Below are 13,064 nucleotides of genomic sequence, written 5' to 3'. Positions count from 1 at the left end.
TTGTCACTTATCAATAAATTAAATATTTTACTAAACAAGGTAACTATTTAATTTACTCAAAGTGTATAATATGTCTGGTTATATTAAATTATAGAGGAATTAAAATAATGGGGTTATTTTCAACTAAAAGTATCGATGAACAAAACTATTTTATTGCGTACTCAAATGGGTTATTTTTCGAACGACTTAAATTGGTTTCTTTTATGCTCATTTTCACATATCCCGGCTTTTTATACGCCAACTTATTCCTATTAAATAAAGTGACAGTCCAGGCATATAGATGGGTTCTTGCCTCTATTCACCTTACCGGTTTTTTGCTGTCTATTATTTTTCTTCTCCTTTATTATTTTTACAAGAGGGCTCCTAAAGGTTTCATCATCCATACCTACACCGTTTTATTTCTATTTATTGGCGCAACGGCTTCTATTAACAGCCAGTTATTAAATGGTAATATTTATGCTTATATCATTATTTTACTCGGGGTTTCTATTATTTTTCCCATTCAGCCCGGTAAGCTATTGATCTACTTCTGCAGTAATCACATTTATTTTTTGATTGGATTATTCTTTATGGATCTTGATCAGTTTGCGCTAATTACCAAAATGATTAATTCAACTGGGGCTGCAGTAATTTCTTACCTGATTGCATTCATGTTCTATAATCTTAGAAAAAGGGATTTTATCAATAAAAGCAAGTTAAGCAAAAATGCCGAGAGTTTTCGAAGATTATTTCATATGAATCCTTATCCTCTGATTCTCACAAACCTACAAAATGATGAAATTTTGCTTATCAATCATCAGGCAATGGATTATTATCAATTGCATGACCAAGAAATGACGAAAATAGATGGAAAATTTTTATTCGCAAATCCTTTTGAAAAGCAGAATATTTTAAACATGCTGGAAGAACATCAAAGTATTAAAAATTATGAAATGGAGTATAAAGTAGGATCGGATTTTAAGAAATGGGCCATGCTAAGCCTTGAATTGGTCGAGTATTTGGATCAAACTTGCATTCTTATTGGGGTTACGGACATTACCAGCCTAAAGAAAAAAGAAGAAGAACTGTTTAAGCACGCAACTTTCGACACGCTCACAGGTGTGATGAACAGGAGAAGTGGGATGGTCCTACTGGAAGAGAAGATTCGCGGACCCTACAGCCAAGAATTCACTGTTTGTTATATTGATATAAACGGGTTAAAAACCGTCAATGACAACTTCGGTCACTCAGTAGGAGATGATCTCATCAATACAAGTTGCGATATCATCAAAAGGAATATTGATTCCAAAGATGTACTCTTCCGATTGGGTGGTGACGAATTTATCATCGTTTTCTTCGGAAAAAATAAAGAAGAAGTGGAAGAGATATGGGAGAAAATTAAGCGAGATTTTCATAGCTTCAATCTGACTGGACAAAAGCCTTTTGATCTTTCAGCCAGCCACGGACTCTCCTATTACAAGCCAGGAATACTTACCACTGTGGATGAAATACTAGAAGCGGCCGATCAAACCATGTACGAGGAAAAAATAGTAGGGCGGGGGAATGATTAATAATTCCCTTGAACTACGCGGATTACCATGTATATTTAACTACTTATTTTTAATTAAAATACTTGTTTTCTACATATTAAATTGTTCGACAAATACTAATCTTTTATAAAGTGAATTATCAAAATATATTGTAAATATAGACCAGCTGGAATATAATGAAATCGAAAAAGACCAGCTTGTTAGAATACTAATATGCAAAGTCACGTTCTTCATGAGTAAGTATAATCCTTGGATCGTTCATTCCTATCACGCCAATACCGGCGAGCAAAAGTACTTTTGGCCGTTATCCGGTATGGGTGCGCTGTTTAGCCTCGATCCCTATATAATCTGGTTCTACTATCCAATTCATCTTACGAATAGCCCCTCAGTATCCAAGCCTCATAGACTATCTGTTATATCTCTCATTCTTTCATGAAATTATTAATTCGAAGTTATTTATAAGTGATTCACCTTATCTATTAAGAATCATACATAATCTTTAACTAGGGGGCTTTTTATGAAAGCTATAGTAAACTTTTCAGCTGGAAAAGGCAATGTGGAGCTGCAAGATGTCCCAATTCCAAAGATTGGTCCAAACGATGTGTTAATGGAAGTTAAAGCGGTGGGGGTATGTGGAAGTGACCTTCATATGTATCATGACTCCCAAGGGTTTGAAGTGAAGCGACCCGTCATATTAGGTCATGAATTTTCGGGAGTTGTAGCTGATGTCGGAAAAGATGTGAAAAATATCAAAATAGGAGATAGGGTGGTCAGCGAAACACCATCATATGTATGTGAAACTTGTATCTATTGTAGAACTGGGGAATACAATTTATGTCCGGAACGTAAAGGGTTTGGAGTGTTGGAAGATGGTGCCATGGCGCAATATGTTAAAACGAGGGAGTCAATTATCCATCGAATTCCTTCAGACGTTTCCTATGAAAAGGCGGCATTAACTGAACCAGCCTGTGTCGCTTATAATGCTGTAGCTTATCATTCAGAAATAAAACCAGGAGATCATGTTGTCATTTTTGGACCAGGTCCAATAGGGCTAATGTGCGTTCAGATTGCTAAACTTTATTCTCCAGCTTCATTGACCGTAGTAGGGATAGAGGCAGATATGAATCGCTTGAAACTTGCTAAAGATTTTGGCGCAGACCATATCATTAACGCTTCTAAACAAAATGTTGTCCAAGAAATCATGCAATTGGGTGATGGTTTTGGCCCTAATCTAGTGCTGGATGCTGTGGGAAATTCAACGACACTAAGGCAAAGTATTGAAGTTGTTCGACCAGGAGGACAAATTACAAAGATTGGCTGGGGACCGGCTCCTGTCGGTTTTTCACTCGACCCTTTAATACAAAAGGCGGCTAGACTACAAGGTTCATTTAGTCACAATTACCCGATGTGGGAGAAGGTGTTATTGCTGATGGAGCAAGGAAAGATTGATCCTTTACCAATGGCTAAAGTGTATCCTATCGAGGATTGGGAAGACGCGTTCAAAGAGATGGACTCTTTATCACAAGCCAAATCTATTATTTTACCAAATTCATAAACTATATTGAAAGGAATGAATATATTTGTCTATGGAACCAATTTTACAAATTTCGCTGGATTTAACAAGCACGAAAGAGGCATTGGAAATGGCAGAAGTTGCTGTAGAAGCAGGAGTTGATTGGATTGAGGTTGGAACTCCATTATTATTAGCGGAAGGGCTTCATGCAGTAGCTGCTTTAAGAGAAAGATTCCCAGATCATCCTATCGTTGCTGATTTAAAAACAATGGATGGTGGATATTTGGAAACGGAGATGATGGCAAAAGCCGGAGCTACCCATGTTGTGGTCATGGCGGTTGCACATCCAGCTACGATTAGGGCCGTTGTAAAAGCGGCGCGAGAATACGGTATACAAGTAATGGGCGATATCATGGCGGCTGAAGACCCAGTAGCTGCAGCAAAATTGCTTGAAGAAAATGGTGTCAATTATATTATTGTACATACAGGTTTCGATGAAAGAGGAGAAGATCCGGAGAGAAGCCCTTTCGATCATTTAGACGCAGTTTTTAAAGCGGTTACAATACCTATACAAGCTGTTGGTGGCTTAACGATTGAACAGGCGGCTGAAATGCCGAAAAATGGCGCACCTTTAGTAGTAGTTGGCGCACCTTTAGTAATCGATAAAAAAGAATTTAGTCCAAGCACGAATAAAGAAGATTTGAAAAAAATATTATCTGATTTGGTTCAGCGAATAAGGGGATAGGTATGTATGAGTAAGCAACCACGAATTTCGGTATTTCCAAAAGGATATATGGAAGAGTTGTCAGATGGCAGGATGACCATTTTTGAATGGATCAAACAAGCGGGTACTTTGGGAGCGGATGGATTGGAGCTGTATCCTTCATTCTTAAAGGATACGTCAGAAGAATATTTATTAAGTATAAAAAGAGCGGCGGAAAAAGAAAATTTAATTATCCCGATGATGTGCTCTTCTCCAGATTTTACACATCCTGATGCTTTATTTAGAGAAAATGAAATAAATAAAATGAAGAACATGATCGATGTTATGCATTTCCTTGGGCCAGGGGACTTCCAATCATGTAGAGTTCTTTCTGGTCAAAGAAGGCCAGAAGTATCTATAGCAGAAGGAATACAATGGACGGTTGATTCCATCAATGAACTGTTGCTATATGCAGAGAGTAAAAATGTGCATCTTGTAATGGAAAATCATTATAAGGATGGATTTTGGATTTATCCTGAATTTGCGCAGAAGTCAGAGGTTTTTCTTCCAATCATAAAACAAATATCATCTCCATATTTTGGAGTCAACTATGATCCGTCCAACGCCATTTTTGCGGGTGAAGATCCTATTGTTTTATTGGAGGAAGTGAAAAATAGAGTCGTAACAGCCCATGCAAGTGATCGCTATTTGGCAGAAGGTTATTCATTAGATGACATACAAAAGTATGTGAATGAGGGATATTCGGATGCTCTTTCCCATGGTGTAATCGGCAAAGGATTAAATGATTATCATCAAATTTTTACCATCCTCAAATCTATTCATTTTGATGGGTGGATATCGATTGAGGATGGTGTCAATGGTCTTCATGAGTTAAAAGAATCTGTTGTTTTCTTGCGGGAAATGATCGACAAGTATTATGCAATTCCTAATTAAAAATGAGAAAGATTGGGGTCTAGTCCGTGAAAGTAGCGAGGGACTGACTCTTTTTGTTTATTTTAATACTGATGGCATTATAAATTATGATAGGTCTCATCCCAGGGATTAAAGACGGGAGCCCGACAACGCTCGATATCATTAACATTTCGTGTGACAACTGTTAGATTATGTGTTATGGCTGTAGCAGCTATTAAACTATCCACCACAGGAAGTTTTGTACCGCTCTTTTCTGAAATCCCATGGACTCTCCCCCAGGTGAAAACAACATCCAAATCAATAGGCAGAATTCTTTCTTTAAACCGGTTCGCCAAATCTTGGTCTACCCATTTTTGCAATCGTTCAGCACGAGATGTATCGCTTAATTTACTAATTCCTTTCTGTAGCTCCCCAAAAGTAATTACGCTTAAATACAAAGAAGTTTCATCACAGTCATCAATCCAGTGTAACACGCCAGGATGAGGGTCTTTTTTTACGAGTTCTGAAATAACATTGGTATCTAAAAGATATTTCATAATTCTACCTCTCGTGCATGATCTGTACTTCTTTCTATATCAAGTTCAACATCTTGTAAAGGAGATTCCTTAAAGAAATCCGTCAAACGAGTCTTTGGTTTGGTCAATCGCTCATATTCATCTACTGACAACACAACAGCAGTAGGCTTACCTCGTACACTAATAATTTGTGGCCCTTCATCCGTTGCTTTTTTTACTAATTGACTAAGTCGATTTTTTGCTTCTTGAATTTGCCATTGCATACTCATCGTAATTCCCTCCACTCATCTGGACTGTCTAGCCAGATATATATATTATAGCATAACCATCGTGCCTCTAATTTATATAAACTTCAGCACCAGATGGGCCAGGAATTTTATTAAGTTTGATTGTTGGAGTCTTTTCTTTTAAATCAAGAATGGAATGTATCCTATTGGATAGTCCAATTCAAGTGAATAGCAACGCCGGCGTTTTTTAGCAAATTATATAAAGGGCATCGTTTGATCACAATTTCCTTTAATTCTTGTAATCTTTCATCAGATTCGGATGTATAAAAAACTATATTATTTTCAACAGATTGATAATACGGGGATACATCTGCTGTTCCGGCTAGACCCCTCCGGTCAATAAGTGCATTGCTTGTTATTTCGATGTTATCATACTGGAATCCCAATTCCTTTGCTGCTAAATCAATGACGACTAATACACATCCATTAAAGGATCCAAGGACATATTCCAGCGGAGTGGGGGCTTCATTATCCCCGCCTAATTTGTGGGGTTCGTCGATTAAAAATTGAAACCCTCGAACAAAATGTTCTGTTTGTACCTTCTTTTTCCATTCCGTATTTACTTCAATACTTCTTATATGAATATTTTCTTTAATTTTCATGCTTTAGCTCCTTTCAATTCTTGTTTGAATGATAGTAATGCCGGACTTTCTTTCCTCTTAATAAAAAACATGCAACTGATAAATAGACAGGACACAATGAGCATTAAAAATATGCCGACCAGTCCATTTTGATATAAGAAACTAAATGAAGGGACCATATAAACTGTCAAAACAACAGAGAATAAAAATGAATAAAAACCAAAACTTCTAAAAGATCCATTCCATTCCCAGTTCCCAACATTATCGATCAAACTAACGAACACAATGGTAATTATATTTATGACCATTCCTATCCATACAGGATGAATATTCAGGTAAAAATCACTAACTGCCCATCCGCTAAGGTGATACCACAATAAACCCGAAAAGGAACCAGTAAATAATGAAATAATGGCCGCCCGCTTTGTTACTACTGGCCAAAACAATGCGGCTACTACTGGCGCAAAAGTAGCTGAATTCCTAGTTACCCAGGCAAGAACATTCCACCATGCCGATTGTTCTGAACGTAGTAGTGCAAATCCTACCATTAAAATGGTCAATATAAGTAATGACCATTTCGTGTAGCGGATAAGCTGAAGCTCAGTCGCTTTTGGATTTAATGCTTTTCCTACATCACGGCCAAGACTCGTGGCACCTGAAAATTGGCAAGGTGCTCCCCAGCTTAGAGCGGCAGCCCAGAAACCTAGAAAAAATAATCCAACAAGTGGAGCGGGAAGTGTTTCCATTAAGTAAAGGGGAACAGCGACAAGCCCGCGAGTTTCATTTGGCACAACTTGAGCTGCAGCTAAGCCGAAAATAACTGCTCCTATAATTAAAGGTACTCCAAGTAACGATGCGTAAATCAATCCATTCCGCCCTTGTTTCGGTGTTTTACAGGATAATGCCATTTGAAAAGCTGCCTGTGCAAGAATAACATTAAATAAAAATGTGCCAAACCAAGCCAATATCGTTTGAATCCCTGCTCCATTAAGAGAAGCCAGTTGTGGTTTTTCTATAAATAGAGTTTTAATTCCCTCAATTCCAGGGTTAAGGAAGAATGCATAGGTACCGATTGCAAGCATAATGAAAAAGACAATTACATTGGATAACTGTGTGAATCCAATGGACCACATACCGCCGAACTGTAAATATACGAGCAGTAATAACGCCGTTAGTGCGACGGACCAAATTAATGAAATTCCTGTAAAAACAGAGAGTGCTGAAGCAAATGCAAGGGCAGTTGCGACAGACCACATAGGAAATGTAAATGCGGTAATGGCACCAGCCACACCCCGAACGCTTTCACTGTAGCGATCTCCCAGCAATCCTGAAATGGTAATTAACGCCCTTTTTCTAAAGGGTGCAATTAAAACTAACGCAATGATAAGGACATGAATCGTCTCAGCAACCCCATACCAAATCGCGGAGATTCCAGTCAGATAGCTAAGTTCCAATATGGCAATATAGGATGAACCGGAAAACAACCCCGTGATACAGACCGTAACAAGTAGTGTGTTAAACCCCCGTCCACCAACGAAAAATCCATTTCCACTTACTGCTTTCTTCCTTGCAAACTGACTTACAAAAATAAGAAAGAATGTGTAAGCTAAAGCAAAGCCAATAAACCAATATCCTACAGTTGTCATACTTTTTCCTCCCATTCTCTATTTTTATTCTTTGGCTTTACCATAAAACTGATTAAATATATGAATTTAGTAGGAATTATGGTTTGCCTTCTTGGAACGGATTCCTTATCTAGAGACATGGGGTGTAAACAGAAAAAAACCTCTCCAAGGAAGAGGTTTTTTTCTCTTCCTCATCTTTCAGACATCACGTCTGTTGGATTTAGCACCTTTTTATTTTCCTATAGAAAATAACAGGTTGCTGCAGGATCAAAGGACCAATTTCCTCCCCTGGCTCGCGATAAGGATATTCCGTATTAAGTTAATAAATACTTTATAGTGAAAATCCGAGAAAATCAACAGCTTTTTTTCAAAAATTAACTGATGTAATAAACTTAGTAAAAATGGAGGTGCTTAAAAAATGAAATGGGGGAAAATTCGTGATATATGTCACGGGAGGTTTGGTTCGCTCCTGAAGAAAGGGTCTGCTCCAAATGTTCAGCGACGGGGAAACCTTTTCTTTTTGACCCGGATAAAGATTGATGAAGATCAGGTTTGAATTGGTGAAAGTTTTCTTGTGATTGGAGAAATTCTACTTTATGATTGATAAAAATCCCAAGTAAAATGGTGAGACTTTATATAGCCTATATAAGTGGAGGTAGCGATCTTGGAAATTAGTAAAATAGTAGTTACAGGAAGAATATATAAAGAAATTCAAGAAGTTATCGATGGGCTTGAAACGGATAAGATATTTAGGTTTCTTCCTGAAGAAAGTGTTTGCCAAGAAGATATTGACTGGGCGGATGCATATATTGCTTTTAAACCAATCCCTAACATGGACTATAAGAATATAAAATGGATTCATTCACTTGGTGCAGGTGTAGATAGCTTTTTGTTTGATAGGGTTTGGAATGATAAGATCTTGATAACACGAACTAACTGCTCGTTTGGCGAGAGAATTAGCCAATATAGTCTTAGTTATGTATTAAGTGACCTGCAACTTCATGAAAATTTTCAAAAAAACCAACTTAACAAACAGTGGTCCCAAAAAACTCCTGAACTTTTAAGAGAAAAAAATGTACTTATATTTGGTACAGGTAAAATTGGTTCAGAGGTAGCTAGAACATTCAACTATTTTAGAGCAAACGTTTTTGGCGTCTCATTATCTGGTTTTCCAAAAGAACCATTTAAAGAAGTATTTGTAACAAATAAAATTCATTCAATTTCTTCTAATATGGATATTGTCATTAACACACTGCCTTTAACCGATAAAACCTATGAATTGTTTGATTTCGATATGTTTAATAAGTTTAATAGTATCCTTTTTATTAATTGTGGGCGCGGGGCATCTATTGAAGATAAAGCAGTAATCAAGGCATTAGACTCAGGGCATATCAGGAAGGCCATACTCGACGTTTTCCTCGAAGAACCACTTAGTGGAAAGAATATTCTATGGAACAGAAAAGATATCACCATCACTCCGCACATATCAGCCATTACAACGCCAGCAGAGGCTGTAACTTGCTTTATGGAAACTATGAATAATATCGAAGCAAATGTTGAATTGGAAAATAAGGTGAATATAGTGAAGGGTTATTAATATGGGGCAAAGTGCCTGAAAAAAATTGATTGGAATGAAAGGGCTTGACCCCATTTCATATGGCATAATACATCTGGCTTTGAAACATTATAAAATCCTTTCAAGGTTTGTTTTGTATATTTTATTTACAACTCATCTTGTTGAATCATTTCCAAAACATCTTCAGTTGAATAAATCTTTCCTTCGAGAATGTCCTTTTTTGCTTGTAATAACATTTGTTTTAACTCAGCGTCTTGCTCAACGCTCTCTTTTACTGTGGTCTTAGACTCATCAATTAAAGATAAAAAATATCGCTTTCCACAAATTTCAAAAATCGATTCACCTTCGCAGATGATATCTTTAATAACTTCTGCGGCATGTCCATTTTATTTTCTCATATGCTTACCTCAAATGATTCATTCTTTAGTCCATTATACTGTATTCATGCGTTAAGAAACAGATTAGCAAAAAAACAATGGAAGGGAAAGAATAGTCATACTATTACGTTTGAAAAGATTGGTAGCTCTTAATGAATATGATCGATAAAACCATTCAATTCGTAGCTATAAAACATGAAGGTCAGTATCGAAAAGGAACAGGTATTCCTTATATCACGCATCCGTTCGGAGTCGGAATGATTTTACAACAGGCGGGGTATAGGGAATAGTTGATTGCTGCGGGTTTACCTCGGTCAATCAACTATTCATTGGAATTGATAATCTCTCACTAAAGAAAATTGATGCAATTTTTGATGCGGCATATGGTTTTTACGGAGAAAGAGAAAGCAATTTAGATGAATTGGGAATATTGGATTTTGTACGCGAGATAAGATTATTAGGCGCGGATGAACTTTACCATAAACAGGATTATAGATCGATAGAGCGTATTGAGGAATATTTTTCAAGTCAAGGGGTTGAATTTCAATTGAATTTAGATGGCCCTTTTATTCTATTAGCTTTCTGTTATGAATTGAAACATAGACTTGGTTGGCAGGATGAGCAATTGTATCGCCATTTTAGACGGAATTCAGCAAAATTGCGGGGGAGTAAGCATCGATGATATTCATTTGGAGCTAATACCTTCTAAACAATTAAAAAGTCCTTTAAGGTTTTTGGTCAAATCGTTTAAAGTAGTTGACTAATGGGATAAATAATTTTATCAAAGCTTGGTTACATGGATAACCAGGCATTTTATTTACGAAAAGGGAGTGGGAATTTTGGGAATTTTGTGCATAATATATATTAATATATATATGGGGGAATTCAATTGGGAGAGGAAATATCATTTAAAAATCATTCCGTAAAAACGAAGATTAAGACGCATGTTTGTGATTTTGGACCTATAAAACAACAAATCACCCTAACAAAAATAACATTAAGCGATTTAATCGAACGAAATAGTAAATACCATTTGATCATAAAAAAAAGAAATAAAAGACAAAGATTAATTATCGGAATCTCCATCTCAAAACAGATAATACAAGACAAAAAAGATACAAAAGATGATATCTGTTCGATTTACTTTGAGGATGATACCTTTAGTATAAAGATTAATCGACTGTATGCAGTGAAGAAAATAGTTCGTCAAAGTGATAATAGTTACCTCATTCACTATTCATCCGGTAATTCAAAAAAGCTACATTTCGAAGTGAAAAATTGGCTAGAAAAAGACTATTATACAGATGAACTATTACCTCTAATATCCAATGCAAAAAATCAAAGGAAGAAATATTGGATAAAGAAGAAGGAAATAAATGCAAAAATAAAAACAACCAAAATAAAAGCATGGTCCAGGAAACTTACCCCAGAAGAATACCGGCGCAAGGATTTCTATAACTCCGATTTATACTCTTCTCATTACTCTCCAAACAGTGATGGTAATCGCACGATGCGCGAAGTTTTGGGGGGGAGTGGATCCAATATGTACAGAAAGAGAGGTAAACGATAAAAGAGGCATCGCTGATGGTTGATTGGGGGAATAGTTTTATTGAGCATAATGGGATTAAATGATTTATTATTTATGCGATTTTCTTTTAACATTAAATTCTTTAAGAAGCTTTACATCAATTTTAAGATATTCTATTTGAGGAAACTTATTTCATTATTCATCCAAATATATTACTAGAAAATGATAAGAAAAATCAGTTCTGAAGCACAAGGACTTGAAATAATAGGAATTAATGTACAAAAAGATGAACAAGGAAAGTATATTGTACAGGACTATGTACCTTTTGTTAGAACTGTTAAAAATACAATAATTAGTTATAAAAAAAATCAGATTTGTGTGCCTTGTAGGCTCCTTAAAAATATTTTAATTACTTGATTCTAAGTTTTTATAAATTCCGAATATACATTTTTTAGTCAGAAGCAATGCTAAAATTAGTTAAAATAAAACCTTTAATTCAGCAGTTTTTTCAAATCTCTGTAGATAAAATTGTATGTTTTCTTGGAAAATGTGCTAAGTTCCTTCATATTAATAAGGGGAGATTTTTTATATCGATAATTTGAATTGGCTAATGATAGGAAGGATATAAAGAAAATAACCTTCTGGTTTTCTTCAGAAGGTGTTTTACTCTCAAATAAAGTAAGCAGAACTCTATCATAAGTGATGACGATTTTTTTGAAATGTTATAACTCGTCAAAAAGCAAAAAACAAGGAAAGTAAATTTCTTTGTTCATAATATTTTTTAGACAGAAAAATCCCCATAATAGGTTCCGTCTTGTAAAAGAGAAAGATGTATGTTGTCTCTGCCATAACGAAGTAAATCAGTTCTTGTTACTAAGGCATTAGAAGGAAGACCTATTCTTTGTCTGATATAGGCACCTAATACACTTTTATATGGAAAAGAGCATAGATTTTTTGGATATTGCCTTCCATCAACAGGTTGTGAACCTTCTAGAGCCGCATCCATTAATGTACCGTCATCCCAGATTATCTCAATAGAATCATTCTGTCTATTTGATCTACCCAGACCTAAATTACTAATAGGATGGGTTTGTTTTGGTGGGAAAAGACTTGGATAATTTCTAATATGGCTAGTACGTATCGGAATATAACTATCACCTGGATTATTATTACCTCTTGGACTATGTCCCCAGTTCAATCCACTTCCAGCGGGAACCTCACCTGTAGTAGGATGGGTCAAAACCATGCTGCATGTAACCTCATTTGTTGTTGTAAAAATGCCAGAATCGCATGATACAGTATTTGCTACAATTTGATCGTAATAATTATTTAAGTCTGCAAAAGTATCATTGGTAGTTTCTGCAAGGCTTTCCCTAAAAGGAATAGTTAAAGAGTTTGTACTAAAGTTTGCAGAACCAATGAGAGCGTATACAACTTCACCGTTATTTCTCCAAATATAGCATTTAGAATGAACAGGAATGTTGGAATAAAGAATATTAACATGCGGCGGGTTATGTAAAGTTAGTAAAGTATTATGTAATCTACCTGATATGGACTCACTACCATACATTCCATAAATAACGGTTGTGTTAAAAGGTAAGGTAGATAATCGTTGTATGGGATTAGGTCCAACATAACCAGAAATAATTATGAGTTCATCACAGCTGATATACTGATGTGAATTAAAAACTTTGTTTTCTAGATTATTAGTAAAAAACAATATATTTCCTCCTTCAATGAGATTTATTTCCATTTTAGTTTAATTACAAGTAATGTAGCAATATTCAAAATTGGGACTCTCTTTAATATAATAAGATTATGGTCTTGAATATTTCGGTTTAAAATAGTATCTGGTCCGTTTACTATTTTTTTATTTTTAAAAATTTAAGTCGAAGAA

13 protein-coding genes and 1 riboswitch are annotated in these 13,064 nt (G+C 35.8%); of the genes, 8 read left to right on the top strand and 5 right to left on the bottom strand.

Annotation, left to right across the window (positions count from 1 at the left end):
• Positions 1 to 107: 107 nt before the first annotated feature.
• The 4 genes from MT489_RS07420 to MT489_RS07405 all read left to right on the top strand — a co-directional run bounded on the left by MT489_RS07420 (position 108) and on the right by MT489_RS07405 (position 4,699).
• Positions 108 to 1,550, top strand: a complete 1,443-nt coding sequence (locus MT489_RS07420) for a sensor domain-containing diguanylate cyclase (protein ID WP_244680897.1) — start codon at positions 108 to 110, stop codon at positions 1,548 to 1,550.
• 496 nt (positions 1,551 to 2,046) lie between these two features.
• The gene (locus MT489_RS07415; RefSeq protein WP_244680896.1) at positions 2,047 to 3,084 is read left to right on the top strand and encodes a zinc-binding dehydrogenase; all 1,038 of its coding nucleotides are present in this window, start codon (positions 2,047 to 2,049) and stop codon (positions 3,082 to 3,084) included.
• Positions 3,085 to 3,115: 31 nt separating this feature from the next.
• Positions 3,116 to 3,787: an orotidine 5'-phosphate decarboxylase / HUMPS family protein gene (locus tag MT489_RS07410; RefSeq protein ID WP_244681009.1), complete on the top strand. Its 672-nt coding sequence runs from the start codon at positions 3,116 to 3,118 to the stop codon at positions 3,785 to 3,787.
• A 6-nt stretch (positions 3,788 to 3,793) separates the two neighbouring features.
• Entirely contained in the window at positions 3,794 to 4,699 is a 906-nt protein-coding gene (locus MT489_RS07405; protein WP_244680895.1) for a sugar phosphate isomerase/epimerase family protein, read from the top strand.
• A gap of 77 nt (positions 4,700 to 4,776) precedes the next feature.
• On the opposite strand, the gene MT489_RS07400 is transcribed toward MT489_RS07405, so the two are convergent.
• The 4 genes from MT489_RS07400 to MT489_RS07385 all read right to left on the bottom strand — a co-directional run bounded on the left by MT489_RS07400 (position 4,777) and on the right by MT489_RS07385 (position 7,707).
• Positions 4,777 to 5,214, bottom strand: a complete 438-nt coding sequence (locus MT489_RS07400; RefSeq protein WP_244680894.1) for a type II toxin-antitoxin system VapC family toxin — start codon at positions 5,212 to 5,214, stop codon at positions 4,777 to 4,779.
• Complete coding sequence (locus MT489_RS07395; protein WP_244680893.1) at positions 5,211 to 5,462, bottom strand: type II toxin-antitoxin system Phd/YefM family antitoxin; 252 nt, start codon at positions 5,460 to 5,462, stop codon at positions 5,211 to 5,213. Before MT489_RS07395 ends, MT489_RS07400 begins: the two co-directional genes overlap by 4 nt.
• 161 nt (positions 5,463 to 5,623) lie before the next feature.
• Positions 5,624 to 6,082, bottom strand: coding sequence for an OsmC family protein (locus tag MT489_RS07390; protein ID WP_244680892.1), 459 nt, complete (start codon positions 6,080 to 6,082; stop codon positions 5,624 to 5,626).
• Complete coding sequence (locus MT489_RS07385; RefSeq protein ID WP_244680891.1) at positions 6,079 to 7,707, bottom strand: sodium:solute symporter family protein; 1,629 nt, start codon at positions 7,705 to 7,707, stop codon at positions 6,079 to 6,081. The genes MT489_RS07390 and MT489_RS07385 overlap by 4 nt, the downstream gene beginning before the upstream one ends.
• A 167-nt stretch (positions 7,708 to 7,874) precedes the next feature.
• Positions 7,875 to 7,991: riboswitch (SAM riboswitch) on the bottom strand.
• 359 nt (positions 7,992 to 8,350) lie between these two features.
• Between MT489_RS07385 and MT489_RS07380 the strand changes: the two genes are divergently transcribed.
• The 4 genes from MT489_RS07380 (at position 8,351) to MT489_RS07365 (ending at position 11,209) form a co-directional block, all read left to right on the top strand.
• The gene (locus tag MT489_RS07380; RefSeq protein WP_244680890.1) at positions 8,351 to 9,283 is read left to right on the top strand and encodes a D-2-hydroxyacid dehydrogenase; all 933 of its coding nucleotides are present in this window, start codon (positions 8,351 to 8,353) and stop codon (positions 9,281 to 9,283) included.
• A gap of 508 nt (positions 9,284 to 9,791) precedes the next feature.
• Positions 9,792 to 9,929: a hypothetical protein gene (locus MT489_RS07375; RefSeq protein WP_244680889.1), complete on the top strand. Its 138-nt coding sequence runs from the start codon at positions 9,792 to 9,794 to the stop codon at positions 9,927 to 9,929.
• A gap of 140 nt (positions 9,930 to 10,069) precedes the next feature.
• Positions 10,070 to 10,321, top strand: coding sequence for a hypothetical protein (locus tag MT489_RS07370; RefSeq protein WP_244680888.1), 252 nt, complete (start codon positions 10,070 to 10,072; stop codon positions 10,319 to 10,321).
• Between the two features lie 207 nt (positions 10,322 to 10,528).
• Positions 10,529 to 11,209: a hypothetical protein gene (locus MT489_RS07365; RefSeq protein WP_244680887.1), complete on the top strand. Its 681-nt coding sequence runs from the start codon at positions 10,529 to 10,531 to the stop codon at positions 11,207 to 11,209.
• A 739-nt stretch (positions 11,210 to 11,948) separates the two neighbouring features.
• On the opposite strand, the gene MT489_RS07360 is transcribed toward MT489_RS07365, so the two are convergent.
• Positions 11,949 to 12,887: a restriction endonuclease PLD domain-containing protein gene (locus MT489_RS07360; RefSeq protein WP_244680886.1), complete on the bottom strand. Its 939-nt coding sequence runs from the start codon at positions 12,885 to 12,887 to the stop codon at positions 11,949 to 11,951.
• Positions 12,888 to 13,064 lie beyond the last annotated feature (177 nt).

It is taken from the genome of Lederbergia wuyishanensis, from assembly GCF_022900255.1.
GTDB classification, from domain to species: domain Bacteria; phylum Bacillota; class Bacilli; order Bacillales; family Bacillaceae_C; genus Lederbergia; species Lederbergia wuyishanensis.
The sequence above is the reverse complement of the archived record's forward strand: the minus strand, read 5'-3'. Positions and strand labels throughout refer to the sequence as shown.